This is a genomic window from Pseudarthrobacter leeuwenhoeki (assembly GCF_055412885.1).
On record NZ_JBVAYY010000008.1, the window covers coordinates 106,442 to 123,039 of the forward strand.

The 16,598-nt window shown below is 66.9% G+C and carries 14 protein-coding genes; 10 read left to right on the forward strand and 4 right to left on the reverse strand.

Annotated features, from left to right (window positions below; all coding sequences use genetic code 11):
• Window positions 1-39: 39 nt before the first annotated feature.
• A complete protein-coding gene (locus ACZYX4_RS08900; protein ID WP_463875313.1) occupies window positions 40-1,491 on the forward strand; it encodes an LCP family protein in 1,452 nt (483 codons plus the stop codon).
• Between the two features lie 118 nt (window positions 1,492-1,609).
• Here the strand turns inward: ACZYX4_RS08900 and ACZYX4_RS08905 are convergent, their stop codons facing one another.
• Window positions 1,610-3,562: a M13 family metallopeptidase gene (locus ACZYX4_RS08905; protein WP_463875187.1), complete on the reverse strand. Its 1,953-nt coding sequence runs from the start codon at window positions 3,560-3,562 to the stop codon at window positions 1,610-1,612.
• A 252-nt stretch (window positions 3,563-3,814) separates the two neighbouring features.
• Between ACZYX4_RS08905 and leuA the strand changes: the two genes are divergently transcribed.
• From leuA to ACZYX4_RS08920, 3 genes are all read left to right on the forward strand, one after another.
• A complete protein-coding gene (gene leuA, locus ACZYX4_RS08910; protein WP_463875189.1) occupies window positions 3,815-5,554 on the forward strand; it encodes a 2-isopropylmalate synthase in 1,740 nt (579 codons plus the stop codon).
• A gap of 104 nt (window positions 5,555-5,658) precedes the next feature.
• Complete coding sequence (gene recO / locus ACZYX4_RS08915) at window positions 5,659-6,414, forward strand: DNA repair protein RecO (protein WP_463875191.1); 756 nt, start codon at window positions 5,659-5,661, stop codon at window positions 6,412-6,414.
• Window positions 6,415-6,434: 20 nt separating this feature from the next.
• Entirely contained in the window at window positions 6,435-7,262 is an 828-nt protein-coding gene (locus ACZYX4_RS08920; RefSeq protein ID WP_463875193.1) for an isoprenyl transferase, read from the forward strand.
• A 42-nt stretch (window positions 7,263-7,304) separates the two neighbouring features.
• Here ACZYX4_RS08920 and ACZYX4_RS08925 read toward each other — a convergent pair whose 3' ends face one another.
• Together ACZYX4_RS08925 and ACZYX4_RS08930 are read right to left on the reverse strand one after the other, a co-directional pair.
• Entirely contained in the window at window positions 7,305-8,342 is a 1,038-nt protein-coding gene (locus ACZYX4_RS08925) for an alpha/beta hydrolase (RefSeq protein ID WP_463875194.1), read from the reverse strand.
• Entirely contained in the window at window positions 8,339-9,361 is a 1,023-nt protein-coding gene (locus ACZYX4_RS08930) for an alpha/beta fold hydrolase (protein ID WP_463875196.1), read from the reverse strand. Before ACZYX4_RS08930 ends, ACZYX4_RS08925 begins: the two co-directional genes overlap by 4 nt.
• Before the next feature lie 67 nt (window positions 9,362-9,428).
• On the opposite strand from ACZYX4_RS08930, the gene ACZYX4_RS08935 reads away from it, so the two are divergent.
• Entirely contained in the window at window positions 9,429-10,502 is a 1,074-nt protein-coding gene (locus ACZYX4_RS08935) for a quinone-dependent dihydroorotate dehydrogenase (protein WP_463875198.1), read from the forward strand.
• Window positions 10,503-10,615: 113 nt separating this feature from the next.
• Here ACZYX4_RS08935 and ACZYX4_RS08940 read toward each other — a convergent pair whose 3' ends face one another.
• Complete coding sequence (locus tag ACZYX4_RS08940; protein ID WP_463875200.1) at window positions 10,616-11,215, reverse strand: DUF3043 domain-containing protein; 600 nt, start codon at window positions 11,213-11,215, stop codon at window positions 10,616-10,618.
• Between the two features lie 113 nt (window positions 11,216-11,328).
• On the opposite strand from ACZYX4_RS08940, the gene ACZYX4_RS08945 reads away from it, so the two are divergent.
• The 5 genes from ACZYX4_RS08945 to ACZYX4_RS08965 all read left to right on the forward strand — a co-directional run bounded on the left by ACZYX4_RS08945 (window position 11,329) and on the right by ACZYX4_RS08965 (window position 16,525).
• Window positions 11,329-12,759, forward strand: a complete 1,431-nt coding sequence (locus ACZYX4_RS08945) for a M20/M25/M40 family metallo-hydrolase (RefSeq protein ID WP_463875202.1) — start codon at window positions 11,329-11,331, stop codon at window positions 12,757-12,759.
• Window positions 12,760-12,931: 172 nt separating this feature from the next.
• Window positions 12,932-13,321 (forward strand): HesB/IscA family protein, encoded by a 390-nt coding sequence (locus tag ACZYX4_RS08950; RefSeq protein ID WP_463875203.1) that lies wholly within the window; start codon window positions 12,932-12,934, stop codon window positions 13,319-13,321.
• A gap of 198 nt (window positions 13,322-13,519) precedes the next feature.
• Window positions 13,520-14,392 carry an aa3-type cytochrome oxidase subunit II gene (ctaC, locus tag ACZYX4_RS08955; protein WP_463875205.1) on the forward strand — a complete coding sequence of 291 codons (873 nt, stop codon included), beginning with the start codon at window positions 13,520-13,522 and terminating at the stop codon, window positions 14,390-14,392.
• 10 nt (window positions 14,393-14,402) lie between these two features.
• Window positions 14,403-16,127 carry an aa3-type cytochrome oxidase subunit I gene (gene ctaD, locus ACZYX4_RS08960; RefSeq protein WP_463875206.1) on the forward strand — a complete coding sequence of 575 codons (1,725 nt, stop codon included), beginning with the start codon at window positions 14,403-14,405 and terminating at the stop codon, window positions 16,125-16,127.
• A complete protein-coding gene (locus ACZYX4_RS08965; protein WP_463875208.1) occupies window positions 16,124-16,525 on the forward strand; it encodes a cytochrome c oxidase subunit 4 in 402 nt (133 codons plus the stop codon). The genes ctaD and ACZYX4_RS08965 overlap by 4 nt, the downstream gene beginning before the upstream one ends.
• Window positions 16,526-16,598: the final 73 nt, after the last annotated feature.

Genomic DNA, 16,598 nt, shown 5'->3' on the forward strand with positions numbered 1-16,598 from the left:
GACCTCGGTCCGGCACGGCACCTGGGGCCCGTCGGCCGCATGCCCGGCTGGCTGAAGATCGGCACGGCCGTTGTCTCCATCCTGTTGGTTGGTGTCCTCGCCTTCGGCGCCTACTGGGTTATCCGGCTTCAGGGCAATATCAGCAAGGCGTCACTGGGGGCCGGCAGCGACAAGACCGAGGACGCGCTGGACGACTCTCGGGACAGGATGCAGATCCTGATCCTGGGCTCGGACACCCGTGACGGCAAGAACGCGAAGTACGGCACGTCCGACGACGCCACCGGCTACGGGCACTCTGACGTCATGATGCTGATGGACATCTCGGCGGACAATAAGCGGGTCAGCGTGGTCAGCTTCCCCCGCGACCTGCTGGTGGACACGCCCGCATGCACCGACCAGGAATCCCAGCAGAAATTCCCGGCGCAGCAGAACGTGATGATCAACGCGGCCATGTCGGAGGCAGGCATCGGCTGCGCCGTGGACACGGTCAACAAACTGACCGGCCTGGAGATCGACCATTTTATGATGGCCGACTTCAATGCGGTCAAGGAGCTCTCGAACACGGTGGGCGGTGTGGAGGTCTGCATCAGCGACGCCGTCTATGACCCGGATTCGCAGCTGCGGCTCCCGCAGGGAACCTCCACTGTCCAGGGGGAGCAGGCGCTGGCGTTCCTGCGGGCCCGGCATGCATTTGTCGACGGCGGCGACCTCGGCAGGATCAAGGCGCAGCAGGGGTTCCTGTCCTCCCTGACGCGGAAGATGAAGGCTGACGGCTCGTTGTCCGACCCGGGCAAGATGCTGGAGATCGCCGACGTCGTCACGAAAAACCTGACCATCGACGAGGGACTCGCCTCCATTCCGACGCTGCTGACGGTCGGGAACCGGCTGAAGAGCATCGACGTCGGAAAGGTCGCCTTCGTGGCTGTCCCGACGGTGCCCGCGGTGAGTGACCCGAACCGCCTGGAAGTCGCGGAGCCCGCTGCTTCCCAGCTCTTCGCGGCGATGCGCAAGGACATTGACCTCACGGACCCGACGGCGCCGCCGAGCCCGTCCGCGTCGCCGGACCCCAGCGCCAGTGCCGGGCCGGCACCCAGCGAGAGCGCCACCGCCTACGACAAGGCGCTGCAGCCCGTTACGGTGGCCAACGGCTCCGGCGTTCCGGCGCGGACCCAGGAGATCATCCAGGCCCTCACCGCCGGCGGTTTCACCCAGCTCGGCCAGCTGGCCGCCCAGCCGGCCGCAGCGACTGCCGTCTACTACGGTGCGGGCTACGGGGCTGCGGCCGCTGATGTGGCACTCCTGCTCGGCATTCCGGCGGTGCGGGTGCTCCCGGCCGCTGGTGTCGCCGGCGTCCAGGTCTACCTGGGCACCGATCTGGCGGGCGGTACCCCGGGCGCGGACGCCCCGGTGCAGCTGCCCCCGGACATTGTCAACCAGACCGCCGGTGACGTCGTCTGCCAGCAGGCCAATCCGGCGCTGATCACCCGGTAGCGGTGATCCTTCAGCAGGCGGGGGCCGGCCGCGGGAACTGAACTGTTCCCGCGGCCGGCCTTTTGACCGTGGACGGGCAGGCGGTGCTTTGTGGGATTGCTGGTGTGCTGAGCGGTCCCTACCAGATGCTGACGCGCTCGTCCGCCGGCATCCACATGCCGTCCTGCTCGGCCGTGCCGAAGGCTTCGTGGAAGGAGTCAAGGTTCCTGGCGATCTGGTTGGTGCGGAACTCGTTGGGGGAGTGCGGATCCGTGGCGATCCTGCGGATCGCTTCCTCGGCCCGGATGACCTGCCGCCAGCTGGCAGCCCAGGACGCAAAGAAGCGCTGCACGCCGGTCAGGCCGTCCAGTACCGGCGGCTCCTGGCCGTCGAGGCTGATCAGGTACGCCTTGTACGCAATCGTCAGGCCCCCGAGGTCGCCGATGTTCTCGCCCAGGGTCAGTTTGCCGTTGACTGTGTGCCCGGGCGCCGCGGCGGGGGAGAGCGCATCGAACTGGGCCACCAGCTTGTCCGTCAGCGATTCGAAGGCGGTGCGGTCCTCCTCCGTCCACCAGTTGCGGAGCAGTCCGCTGCCATCGTACTGGGAGCCCTGGTCATCGAAGCCGTGGCCGATTTCGTGGCCGATGACGGCACCGATGCCGCCATAGTTGACGGCATCGTCGGCGTCGGCGGTGAAGAACGGCGGCTGCAGGATCGCCGCGGGGAAAACGATCTCGTTGAGCAGCGGGTGGTAGTACGCATTCACCGTCTGCGGCGTCATCAGCCACTTCTCCCGGTCCACGGGCTTGCCCACCTCATCAAGGTGCCGGTCGACGTCGGCGTTGTGCGCCCGCTCCACATTGCCGAGCAGGTCCGACGGGTCGATCTCCACCGCGGAGTAGTCGATCCACTTCTCCGGGTAGCCGATCTTGGCCCGGAAGGAACCGAGCTTCTTCAACGCCTCATGTTTCGTGTCCCCGCCCATCCAGGCCAGGCCGGCGATGGATTCGCGGTACGCCTCGATCAGGTTCGCAACCAGTGACTCCATCCGTGCCTTGTGCGTCTCCGGGAAATGCCGGGCCACGTAGATCTGGCCCACGGCCTCGCCCAGCGCAGCCTCGACGACGGCGACCCCGCGCTTCCACCGGTCCTTATTGCGCGGCGTGCCGCTGAGCGTTGTGCCGTAAAAGGCGAAGTTGGCGTCCACCAGCGCGGAGGACAGGTACGGTGCGGCCGCGCTGACGACGCGCAGGGCAAGCCATTCCTGCCAGACGGACAGCGGTTCGGAGTCCAGCAGGGCCGCCGCCCCGGCGAAGAAATCCGGTGTGCTCACGACGAGTTCGGCGCGCTTCTGCGGCGTGATGGCGGCAGCGTCGAACCAGGTCGTGAGATGCGGGAAGAGCGCCGTGGCCTCAGCGGCGGATTTCAGGTTGTACGTCTTTTGCGGGTCCCGCAGGGTGACTTTGTCCCAGTGGTGCGAGGCCAGCGCCGTCTCCAGCGCCACGACCCGGCCGGCCGCTGACTCCTTGTCGGCGACGCCGGCCAGGGCGAAAACGGCCGCCACATGGTCCTGGTAGGCCCGGACCACCGCGGCGAACTTCGCGTCGCGGTAATAGGATTCATCCGGCAGGCCCAGTCCGCCCTGGCCGGTGTACAGCAGGATCCGGTCCGGGTTGCCGGCGTCGGGGGCGGGATAGATGGAGAAGAGCCCGCCCACGTCCGCGCGGAACAGGCGCCCGGAGAGAGCCACGAGTTCGGCGACCGTCTGCGTGGCGAACACCTCGGCGAGCCGTGGCCTGATCGGGTCCAGCCCCTTGGCCTCCACCGCGGCTTCGTCCATGAAGCTGTTGTAGAGGTCCCCGATCTTCTGCTCGATCCCGGTGGACTCCGCGCCGCGGGCGGCCGCGTCCTCGATGATTTCCTTCACCGCCAGCTCCGAGCCGTCCCGCAGTGCCGTGAACGTCCCCTCCAGGGGCCGGTCGTCGGGGATCCCGGTGCTCTTGAGCCAGGTGCCGTTGACATGCTGGTACAGGTCATCCTGCGGGCGGACACTGGAATCGATATTGGACAGGGCAATCCCCGAAAGTGGCACGGATGCTCCTTAGAGAGGCAGACCGGCACCGCCTTGTTACGGGCCGCCGGTCTGCATGGTGGACGTTACGGAGGTGTGGCTCCTTCATCTTACGCACCCGTGTTACTGTGAAAAGGTGCGCGCAGAACTGCTCCTTCTTAGCTGCCGCGGCGAGGCCTCAGACGCGATCTAGCGCAAGGCCCATCCTCGCTGCGGAGTTTGTGTTGCCCGGCCACCCTTTCATCAGGAATTACAGAAAAGGCCCCGATTGTAATGCGAAACGCACAGAAGCCCTCAGGAATGCCCGTCCACCGCTACGTCCCGTTCCAGGACCTGATCACGGTTGAACTGCCGGACCGGACCTGGCCGGACAAGGTCATCACCAAGGCCCCGCGCTGGTGCGCCGTGGACCTGCGCGACGGCAACCAGGCCCTGATCGACCCGATGAGCCCCGCACGCAAACTGAAGATGTTCCAGCTGCTGGTCCAGATGGGCTACAAGGAAATCGAAGTCGGGTTCCCCTCCGCCTCGCAGACGGACTTCGACTTCGTCCGCCAGCTGATTGCTGGCAACCACATCCCGGACGACGTCACCATCCAGGTCCTGACCCAGGCCCGCGAGCACCTGATTGAGCGGACCTACGAGTCCCTGGTCGGCGCCAAGCAGGCGATTGTGCACCTGTACAACTCGACGTCGGTCTTGCAGCGCCGGGTTGTCTTCCACCAGGACGAGGACGGCATCCTGGACATCGCCCTGCAGGGCGCGCGGCTGTGCAAGAAGTACGAAGAGACCCTGCAGGACACCCACATCACGTACGAGTACTCGCCCGAATCCTTTACCGGGACGGAGCTGGAGTACGCCGTGCGGGTCTGCAACGCCATCGCCGACGTGTTCGAGGCCTCCGCCGACAGCCAGGTCATCATCAACCTGCCGGCCACGGTGGAAATGGCCACCCCGAACGTCTACGCCGACTCGATCGAGTGGATGAGCCGGAACCTGCACCCGCGGGAGGGCATTATCCTGTCCCTGCACCCGCACAATGACCGCGGCACCGGCGTCGCGGCCGCCGAGCTGGGCTACCTGGCCGGTGCGGACCGGATCGAAGGCTGCCTGTTCGGCAACGGTGAGCGGACCGGCAACGTGGACCTGGTGACCCTGGGTCTGAACATGTTTGTCCAGGGCATCGATCCGATGATCGACTTCTCCGACATCGATGAAGTCCGCCGCACCGTGGAGTACTGCAACCAGCTGCCCGTGGCCGAGCGCACCCCGTACGGCGGGGACCTCGTGTTCACCGCCTTCTCCGGATCCCACCAGGACGCCATCAAGAAGGGCCTGGAAGCCCTGGAGAAGGACGCCGCCGCCGCGGGCATGGAAGTTGCCGACTACCCCTGGCAGGTCCCGTACCTGCCGGTCGACCCGAAGGACCTCGGCCGCAGCTACGAGGCCGTCATCCGCGTCAACTCCCAGTCGGGCAAGGGCGGCGTCGCCTACCTGCTGAAGAACGAGCACAACCTGGACCTGCCGCGGCGCGCCCAGATCGAGTTCTCCGGTGTCATCCAGAAGCAGACCGACACCGTGGGCGGCGAAGTCAGCGGCGCCCAGCTCTGGCAGGTCTTCCAGGATGAATACCTGCCCTCCGGCTCGGCCGACGCGCAGTGGGGCCGCTACGCCCTGGGCCCGTTCAGCACCGAGACGGACGAGGACGGTTCCCTGACGCTGCACGCCGCGCTCAAGGTCGACGGCACCCCCGTTCACCGCACCGGCACCGGCAACGGCCCGATTGCTGCGCTGCTGAGCATCCTGCGCGAAGACGGCGTCGATGTCCGGGTGCTGGACTACAGCGAGCATGCCCTGTCCGAAGGCGGCAGCGCCCTCGCTGCAGCGTACGTCGAATGCGCCGTAGGGGAGCGTGTGCTGTGGGGTGTCGGGATCGACTCCAACACGTCCACGTCCTCCCTCAAGGCCGTCATCTCGGCCGTGAACCGCGCCATCCGGGACGCCCGCGGCTAAGCCGGCCGCCGCTGCGCCGCCGGGTCTTCCGGCGGCGCAGTCTGCCTGGAATGCGGCGTTTCCCGACAGGCAACGTTCCTTCAAAGACAGTGCGAAGATTAACCGTGGCCCATCCCTCCTCCTTTGCCTCCCGCGCCTACCGTGATGACGGCGTCATCCTGCGCACCCACAAGCTGGGTGAAGCGGACCGCATCATCACCATCCTCACCAAACACCACGGCCAGGTCCGGGCGGTGGCCAAGGGCGTCCGGCGCACTTCCAGCCGCTTCGGCGCCCGGCTGGAACCCTTCATGGTCGCGGATCTCCAACTGATTTCCGGCCGCACCCTGGACATTGTCACGCAGGCCGTCGCCAAAGGGGCCTACGGCAGCAACATCGCCGCGGACTACGGCCGCTACACGGTCGCTGCGGCCATGACGGAGACCGCCGAGAAGCTCACCGACGTCGACTCTGAAGCGGGCACGGCCCAGTACAACCTCCTCGTCGGGGCCCTGGCATCGCTGAGCCGCGGCGACCACAGCCCGGAACTCATCCTCGATTCGTATTTGCTGCGCGCCCTCGCCACCGGCGGCTGGGCGCCGAGTTTCACCGGCTGTGCCCGCTGCGGGGCCCGGGGGCCGCACACTGCGTTCTCGGCTCCGCTCGGCGGCATGGTGTGCGCCGACTGCCGGCCGCCGGGATCACCCGCGCCGGCCGCGGAAACTGTCCTGCTGCTCGGCGCGTTGCTCACCGGGGACTGGACGACGGCGGACGCGTCCGTTCCGGTGCACCGCCGCGAGGCCGCGGGCCTGGTGGCCAGCTACCTGCAGTGGCATCTGGAACGTGTCCTCAAATCCCTCAAACATGTGGAGCGAACGTAACTGTGGCGTTGGGAAAAACTGTGGCGTTGGGTAAAAAGAAGAATCCGGTCCGGCAGCGGAGCACCCCCGTGGTGAGTCCGTACCCGCACTCCTCCGGAGCCGTCCCCCCGGCGATCCCGGCGGAGTTCATTCCGCGCCACGTCGCGATCGTGATGGACGGCAACGGACGCTGGGCCAACCAGCGCGGCCTGCCCCGGATCGAAGGCCACAAGGCGGGCGAACCGGCCCTGCTCGACGTGGTGGCCGGAGCGATCGAGCTCGGCATCCAGCACGTGAGTGTCTACGCCTTTTCCACCGAAAACTGGCGCCGCTCGCCCGAGGAAGTGCGCTTCCTGATGGGATTTAACAAGGATGTGCTACGTCGCCAGCGCAACCAGCTCGATGAGTGGGGCGTCCGGATCCGCTGGTCCGGCCGGCGCCCCCGGCTCTGGGGCTCGGTTATCCGCGAACTGGAGGAGGCCGAGGACTTCACCCGCGGCAACAGCACGTGCACGTTGAACATGTGTGTTAACTACGGGGGGCGCGCCGAAATCGCGGATGCGGTGACCGCGATTGCGGAGGAAGTGGCCGCCGGGCGGCTCAAGCCGGGCGCCATCACCGAGAAAACGATCCAGAGGTACCTGGACGAGCCGGACCTGCCGGACGTTGACCTGTTCCTGCGCAGCTCCGGCGAGCAGCGGCTCTCCAACTTCATGCTGTGGCAGTCGGCGTATGCGGAGTTCGTCTTTATGGACACGCTGTGGCCCGACGTGGACCGGCGCACCCTGTGGGACGCCGTCGAGATCTATGCCCAGCGGGACCGCCGTTACGGCGGTGCGGTGGACGCGGCCCCCGACGGCCCGGCCTGACACCGGGTCCACCAGCCCCGGCCGGTCCGGGTCAGGGCTCACTCAGCCCGGGTACAGGCTGAGCCAGAGGGCGAGGTCGTCGTAGGCTTCCTGCCGTACCGTTCGGCGGGAGAGGAAGATGTCGTGGAGCGCCCCCGGGTAGCGGAAGACGGCCGCCCGGCGGCCCAGCCGGAGCGCGCTGTGCGCCGTTTCCTCGACGTCGATGACGGCGTCGAGTCCCATAAGATCCTCGGACCATTCGGCCTGGATCCGGGTGCGTCCGGACAGCATCACCAGCACCGGCGCCGTGATGTTGAGCCGCCGCGCCACGGCCGCGTGGCCGGCCAGGACTGCTTTCATCCAGCCAGGCCGGACGGGGAACGATTCCTTCGGACGCCACGCGGGATCCAGGACCCATTCGCCGTGTGCTGTGCTGCTCACGCTGTCCCAGTAGCCGGGCATGCCGGGCAGCAGGAGCGGCCGGTGCGGGTCTGCGCGCGCCAACGGTTCCACCAGATGCACGGCGATGTTCCGGAGCAGGCTGCTGCCCTGCAGCTCCAGCCAGGGCGCATTGAGGATCAGCGTGCCCAGCTTCCCCGGGTTCCGGTCCGCCCACAGTGCTGCCACGAGGCCGCCGAGAGAATGCGCGAGCAGGTGCACAGTCGGGGCTACGGAACTGCCGGTACGGCCGGCGATGTCCGAGACGATCGCTGCCAGCGCCGCTGCGATGTCCTCGTCGTAGACGGCAAGGTCGGTGGTGTAGCCGGGGGTCTGCCAGTCCCGGAGGCTGCGTCCGAACTTGCGCAGGTCCAGGGCGTAGAAGTGGAAGCCGCGGGCAACGAGGTGATCGGCGAGTTCGGCCTGCAGGAAGTAGTCCGCCCAGCCGTGCAGGTAGAGGACCACCTTCGCCGGTGCGGGCGTGCCGTGGACGGCCGGGCGCGCTGCCGGCACCCTGGCCGCAGCTCCGTCCGGGCCGGCATGCCGCACCAGGGTTGCGACGACGGGTCCCTCGCCGTCGGGGGCCAGGGGCAGTTCCAGGCTTGCAAAGCGGCTGCCCAGCACGTCTTCGCGCCAGAGCGGCCGCACCGCGGGAACGGTCATGCGGAGCCGCCGTCGTCCAGCACGTATGCGCGGAGCCAGCGGGCCAGCCGGGCGTAGGCGTCGGCGCGGGTGCGCGGGGCGGACAGGAACACATCATGCAGGGCGCCGTCGATCCGTTCGAGCGTGACGGTGCGGCCCAGGCTCAGGGCACGCAGTGCAATGGTGTTGACGTCCAGGACCGCATCGGTGCGCCGCATGGACTCCTTCCAGAACATCCCGGTGGCGCTGGCCCCGGAGATCAGAACCAGGATCGGGACGTCGATGTTCAAGCCCCGCGCCACCCGCGACTGCCCGCTGAGGACCGCGCTCAGCCAGCCGGCCCGGACGGGGAACGCCCGGGGCGGGCGGTAGTTGTCATCCAGGGTCCATTCGCCCTCCGCGGCGCTGCTGATGCTGCGCCAGTAGAAGCCGCGTTCGGGGAGCCGGATGACGGCTTCGGGCCGGAACCGCGCGAGCGGTTCCACCATGGTCCGCGCCGCGCGGCGCACGGCCGGACTGCCGTGCATTTCCAGCCACGGGCTGTCCAGGATCAGTTGCGAGACGATCCCCGGATGCCGGCTGGCCCACAACGCGGCAATCAGCCCGCCGGTGGAATGCCCCATCAGCGCCACGGACGGCGGGGCCTCAGCCCCGGGGTGCAGCGAGACGATGAGGCCAATCGCCGCGGTGATCTCGGCGTCGTAATCGTCCAGGTCGGCCACATAGCCGCCGTGCGCGCCGGTGTGGAGGCTCCGCCCGTGGTTGTGCATGTCAAGGGCGAAGAACGCGAAGCCCTGGCCGGCCCAGAATTCCGCGAGTTCCTCGTTGAAGAAATAGTCACTCCAGCCGTGCAGGAACAGCACGGCGCGGGGCCGGGCCCCACCTGCCGCGTTCCTTCCGGCCGCACCCCCGCCGGCCGCACCCCGCGCGCGGGGAACGTGCCGCACCAGCGTGGCTGTCCGTTCGACGCCGTCGGGCCCGGCCGCCCAGACGGTGCAGGCTTCGAAGTCGTCGCCGAGGATATCGGGTACCCATTCCATTGCTTCATGCTAGCGCCCGGTGGCCCGCGGGTTTGGTCTGGGCCGCCGGAACCGGAAAACTAGAGTCATGCGCGTATATCCGACTTTCTTCCGGCTGGCCTTCTCATGGATGGACGCCGAACGCGCCCACAAGATCGGCTTCAAGGCCATCCGGCTCGTCCACTCCTGCGGCGCCGGACGGGTGCTGCAGAAGTTCACCGCCCCGGCGGCGTCACTCCAGACCCAGGCCTTCGGCCTGACTTTCCCCTCCCCGTTCGGCCTGGCAGCCGGATTCGACAAGGAGGGCCACGGCATCGAGGCCCTCACCGAGCTGGGTTTCGGCCACGTGGAGGTCGGCACCATCACCGGGCAGGCCCAGCCGGGTAACCCCGCGCCGCGGCTCTTCCGCCTCGTCGAGGACCGGGCGGTGATCAACCGGATGGGATTCAACAATGACGGGGCCGCCGCCGTCGCGCCCCGCCTGAAGTCAGCCCGCGCCGCCCTGCAGCGCCGCCACCCCGGTGTCCGCCCGGTGATCGGTGTCAACATCGGCAAGAGCAAGGCCGTGGAACTTGAGGACGCGGTGGCCGACTACCTCGTCAGCGCCCGCAGCCTGGCGCCCGCCGCCGACTACCTCGTGGTCAACGTCAGCTCCCCGAACACCCCGGGCCTGAGGCTGCTGCAGGATGTCGAAACACTGCGCCCGCTGCTGACCGCCGTGGGGGAGGCTGCGGACCAGGCTTCCGGTCGCCACGTTCCGCTGCTGGTCAAGATCGCCCCGGACCTCAGCGACGAAGACATCGACGACGTCGCGCGACTGGCCATGGACCTGAACCTGGACGGAATCATCGCCACCAACACCACCATCGCCCGCACCGGGCTCACCTCCGGCCCGGAGCAGGTGACCGCCTGCGGCGCCGGCGGGCTGTCCGGCGCCCCGCTGAAGCAGCGGTCGCTGCAGGTGCTGGCCCGGCTGAAAGCGGCCACCGGCGGCAGGCTGGTCCTGGTCTCCGTGGGCGGCGTCGAAACCGCGCAGGACGTCCAGCAACGGCTCGACGCCGGCGCCACCCTCGTGCAGGGTTACACGGCGTTCCTTTATGAAGGACCGTTCTGGGCCGCCCGCATCAACCGGCTGCTGGCGAAGCACCCGTCCCGGCGCTGAGCCACCCGGCCCCGCACGGCGGTCCCCGAAGACACGACCGTCCCCCGAAATGCCGGGAGACAACAAAGCCCCCGGCAGCCAGAGCGCCGGGGGCTTTGTGTTAACTGCGGAAATCAGGCGGGGTATTCGCCGCGCTTGACGAGGGGCTTGGGAAGGCGCAGGCGGCGGAACTGCAGCGAACGCATGGAGCCGTACCAGACGGTGCCGCGTTGCACGTCGCCGAACTTCTCCTCCAGGCGCTTCTTGAGCTTCCGGGACAGGATGAAGACGTCGACGAAGACCGCCAGGAACATCACCCAGAACCCGCCCAGGACGTAGATCATCTGTTCGCTGGAAGCCGGGACAAGGAGTGAGACGATCACGAAGATGAGCGCGCCGAACATCAAATATTCGCCGAGGCTGAAGCGGGCGTCCACATAGTCGCGGGCGAAACGCTTCTGCGGGCCCTTGTCCCGCAGCGGGAGGAACCTTTCGTCACCGGTGTCCATGGCCTTGCGCATCTTCACCCGCTGCTCCTGGACCGCTGCACGCTCCGCGGCTTTGGAGGCCTTGCGGTCCTCCGGCACGAGCGGCCGCTTGCGGGCCGCCACCTGCGCGCTGCGTTTGGGCGTGGGCGCGCCCTTGCCGAGGGCGGTGTCCCGGGCTGTTGCCCCGGCCGCCTGCTGGTCAACTATGTCCTGCGCCGATGGCGCTTCTTTTTTACGTCCAAACACCCCTACAGAATACCCCGGTGCGGCACGCGCGAGACCCGGACCACACGGCGCAGGACGCACCGTGTCGATATTGAAGGTTTGGAGTGATCCATCACACCGGTAGTGTTCTGGCCATGACTTCATCACCCGCGGTGAACCCGCAAACCGCCACTGCCCAGGCCGGAAACGTCGACACGGAGGCCCTCCGCCAGGCCGTCATCGAATCGTTCGACACGACGATCGCCCGGCTGACGGAGCTCGTCGCCATCCCGGGCATCGCCTGGCCCAGCTTCGACCCCGCCCCGCTGAACGCCAGTGCCGACGCCGTCGCCGAACTGGTCCGTGCCAGCGGTTTCGACGAGGTCCGGATCCTGCGCTGCGACAAGGAAGACGGGACGCCGGGCGGCCCGGCCGTCGTCGCCCGCCGTCCGGCCGCCGCGGGCAAGCCGACGATCCTGCTGTACGCGCACCACGATGTGCAGCCCACCGGTGACCTGGCGCTGTGGGAGACGGAGCCATTCACCGCCGTCGAGCGCGACGGGCGGCTGTACGGGCGCGGCGCGGCCGACGACAAAGCCGGGATCCTCGCGCACATCGCTGCCTACTCGGCCGCGACCCGCGTGTTGGGCGATGACCTTGGCCTCGGCGTGACCTTTTTCTTCGAGGGGGAGGAGGAGGCCGGCTCGCCGACCTTCCGCACCTTCCTCGAAACCCACCGGGAACTGCTGCGCGCCGATGTGATCGTTGTTGCCGACTCGTCCAACTGGAAGGTCGGCGTCCCCGCGCTCACCACCAGCCTCCGCGGCCTGGTCGACGGCACCATCGAAGTCAAGGTCCTGGACCACGCCGTCCACTCCGGCATGTTTGGCGGCCCCGTGCTGGATGCGCCGACCCTGCTCTCCCGGCTGATCGCCACCCTGCACGACGACGAGGGCAACGTGGCGATCGCCGGTCTGGCCAGCCGGGACGAGGCCACTGTTGACCTCTCCGAAGAGCAGTACCGCGCCGATGCCTCGGTGCTCGACGGCGTCCGGCTCGCCGGCACCGGGTCGATCGCCTCGCGGATGTGGACCAAACCGGCGCTGTCCATCATCGGCTTCGACGCCCCCGCCGTGGACGTCGCCTCCAACACGCTCCTGCCGCGTGCGCGCGCCAAGTTCAGCCTGCGGCTCGCGCCCGGACAGGATCCGGCCGAGGCGATGGACGCCGTCCGCCGCCATGTGGAAGCCAACGCGCCGTTCGGCGCCCACGTGGTCTTCACCCCGGGGGAGAGCGGCAACGCCTTTCTCACCGACACCTCCTCCAAGGCTGCCAGCGTCGCGATGTGGGCGCTCGGCGAGGCGTGGGGCGTCCCGGCGGTGGAGACCGGCATCGGCGGCTCGATTCCTTTTATTGCCGACCTGACCGAGCTGTACCCGGACGTGCAGATCCTGGTCACCGGCGTGGAGGATCCCGATTCCCGGGCTCACAGCGCGAATGAATCCCTCCACCTGGCGGATTTCCGGAACGCCATCGTGGCCGAAGCCCTGATGCTGGCCCGTTTGAATGCGGAAGGACTTGCCTGAGCGGTCCGGCCGGGAGTGTTCCCGGGGGAACATCCAGCCGGCTGGGACGGTTGCGGCAAGAGTTAGAGCTACAGGGCTGATCGACGTAGCATGTAGCTATAGCCCGTACCGTTCAAGTAGGGGCGGGTGCCGCGGGTGCGGCGCCGCCACCACCGTCGTTAGAAGGTAGGCCATGAGCACTACAACCAATGAAAACAGCCCCGACTCCACCGCCACGGCGGGCGGGGAACTGGCCACGCACGAGGTCAAGCTGACCGACGTCGCGGCCGGCAAGGTACGCAGCCTGCTCGAGCAGGAGGGCCGCACCGATCTGCGCCTCCGCGTGGCCGTGCAGCCCGGCGGTTGCTCCGGCCTGATCTACCAGCTCTACTTCGACGAGCGGCTCCTCGACGGCGACGCGGTCCGCGACTATGACGGCGTTGAAGTTGTGGTCGACAAGATGAGCGTCCCGTACCTCAGCGGCGCCAGTATCGACTTCGAGGACACCATCTCCAAGCAGGGCTTCACCATCGACAACCCCAACGCCGGCGGCTCCTGCGCCTGCGGTGATTCCTTCCACTAAAGCCGGGCAATCAGCCCGGTCCCGGTGTCCCAGGATTCATCACGAGCGGGCCCGGTAAAAAGGTCCCGACGCACGGCGCGGACATGTGGGCGAAAACTCGCGGGGAGCGGTAAGCTCTACACCGAGTAGTAAAACTTTTAGTGTGCCCTGACCGCCACTTGCGGCCCGGGCGACAGCAACAAGTAGGAAGGGCCGTCTGTGAGTTCGCAGAACCGAACCGGCAGCCGACGCAAACAGATCACTACGATCACTGGCTTGGCACTCGCCGGCGCGTTGGCTTTGACTGGATGTTCACCAGAGGTACAGAAAGGGTGGCTGCCCACTGAGCGTGGCACCACCAACCACACTGACCGCATCATGGACCTCTGGGTCAACTCATGGATTGCCGCCCTGATCGTGGGCGTCATTACCTGGGGCCTCATGATCTGGTGCATCGTCGCCTACCGGCGCCGCAAGGGCACCGTCGGTTTCCCGCGGCAGAACAGCTTCAACCTGCCCCTGGAGGTCTTCTACCTCACGATCCCGCTGTTTATGGTCCTGGTGTTCTTCTACTTCACCGACCGCGACCAGCAGGCGATCGACAACCGCGCCGAGCCGGCCGACGTCGTCGTCGACGTCCGCGGCAAGCAGTGGGCGTGGGACTTCAACTACAAAAAGGGCGAGGTCATCCGCGAGGATGTCCACGAAGCCGGCGTCCAGGCGCGCCTTACCGGCGAGGAAGTGGACAAGGAAAAGCTGCCCACCCTGTACCTCCCGGTCAACAAGTCGATTGACTTGGAGCTGAACGCCCGCGACGTCATCCACTCCTTCTGGGTCCCCGCCTTCCTGCAGAAGCGCGACATGATCCCCGGAAAGACCAACTACATGAGGTTCACCCCCACCAAGGAGGGAACCTACGACGGCAAATGCGCCGAACTCTGTGGCGAGTACCACTCCGAAATGCTGTTCCGCGTGAAGGTCGTTTCCGACGCCGAGTTCCAGGCGCACCTGGAGAAGCTGCGCCAGGACGGCAACACGGGCTTGCTCGGCGAAGAGTACGACCGCAACCCGGCCCCGACCGAAACCAAGTAAGGGGAGCGACGTGGCAACTACCTATTCCCAGCCCAGCGGGATCCTTGAGGCTCCCGTAGTACCGAAATCCAAGGGACGCATCGTCGTCAACTGGATCACCACAACCGACCACAAGACCATCGGGTACATGTACCTGATCGCGTCCTTCGCGTTCTTCTGCTTCGGCGGAGTCATGGCGCTGCTGATCCGCGCCGAACTGTTCGAGCCCGGTATGCAGATCCTGCAGACCAAAGAGCAGTACAACCAGCTGTTCACCATGCACGGCACCGTGATGCTGCTGATGTTCGCGACGCCGCTGTTTGCCGGCTTCGCGAACGTTATGATGCCTCTGCAGATCGGTGCCCCCGACGTCGCCTTCCCGCGGCTGAACGCCCTGGCCTTCTGGTTCTTCCTCTTCGGTTCCACCATCGCCGTGTCCGGCTTCATCACCCCGCAGGGTGCGGCATCGTTTGGCTGGTTCGCTTATGCGCCGCTGTCCAACACGACGTTCAGCCCCGGTGTGGGCGGTGACCTCTGGGTCTTCGGCCTGGCGCTCACCGGCTTCGGCACCATCCTCGGCGCGGTGAACTTCATCACCACGATCATCTGCATGCGCGCCCCCGGCATGACGATGTGGCGGATGCCGATCTTCACCTGGAACATCCTCGTCACGTCAATCCTGGTCCTGATGGCCTTCCCGCCGCTGGCCGCAGCCCTCTTTGCCCTCGGCGCGGACCGACGCTTCGGAGCCCATATCTTCGACCCGGAGAACGGCGGCGCCGTCCTCTGGCAGCACCTGTTCTGGTTCTTCGGACACCCCGAGGTCTACATCATCGCCCTGCCGTTCTTCGGCATTGTCTCGGAGATCTTCCCGGTCTTCAGCCGGAAGCCGATCTTCGGCTACAAGGGACTCGTCTACGCGACCATCTCCATCGCCGCGTTGTCCGTGACCGTGTGGGCCCACCACATGTACGTCACCGGCTCGGTCCTGCTGCCGTTCTTCTCCTTCATGACGATGCTGATCGCCGTTCCAACCGGTGTGAAGTTCTTCAACTGGATAGGCACCATGTGGCGGGGTTCGATCACCTTCGAAACCCCCATGCTGTGGAGCATCGGCTTCCTGGCGACGTTCCTCTTCGGCGGCCTGACCGGCATCATCCTGGCTTCCCCGCCGCTTGACTTCCACGTCTCCGACTCCTACTTCGTGGTGGCGCACTTCCACTACGTCGTGTTCGGTACCGTTGTGTTCGCGATGTTCGCCGGGTTCTACTTCTGGTGGCCGAAATGGACCGGCAAGATGCTCAACGAGCGCCTTGGCAAAATCCACTTCTGGATGCTGTTCCTCGGTTTCCACGGCACCTTCCTCATCCAGCACTGGCTTGGCGTCGAGGGCATGCCCCGCCGTTACGCGGACTACATGCCGCAGGATAACTTCACCTGGATGAACCAGTTCTCCACCTACGCCTCCTTCCTCCTGGGCGCCTCGCTGATCCCGTTCTTCTGGAACGTCTACATCACCTGGCGCAGCAACGAGCGGGTCGAGGTGGATGACCCGTGGGGCTTCGGCGCCTCCCTCGAGTGGGCAACCTCCTGCCCGCCGCCGCGCCACAACTTCACCTCACTGCCGCGGATCCGTTCGGAGCGTCCTGCCCTGGACCTGCACCACCCCGAACTCTCCCAGTCATACACCGTCGAATCTCCTGCCCCGGCAGCAGCAGCGCTCGGTAACGCCGACCAGAAGGATCAAGCCCAGTGAAAATCGAATCAAGGCTTTTTGGATTCGGCGTCTTCTTCTTCGTCCCGGTAGCGATTGTCTACGGCTTCCTGACGGAGTGGACTGAGCCGGTAGGCTACCTCGCGCTCCTTCTGATCGCTGGCCTGGCCGGCATGGTCGGTGCCTACCTCTCCTTCACCGCCAAACGCGTCGGGATGCGTCCCGAGGACCGCAGCGATGCGGAGATCCATGAGGGTGCCGGTGAACAGGGTCACTTCAGCCCCTGGAGCTGGTGGCCTCTGGTTCTTGGCCTGGCCTCGGCCGGCGGATTCCTCGGACTGGCCGTAGGCTTCTGGATCGTCTACATCGCAGCCGGTCTTGCACTCGTCGGTTTGGTCGGCTGGGTCTACGAATACAGCCGCGGAGACCACGCGCACTAACGTCCGTGTGACAAACGTCCGCGAGGACACATACTGATGAACGACGACGGCGGGCCCCACCAGTTGGTGGGGC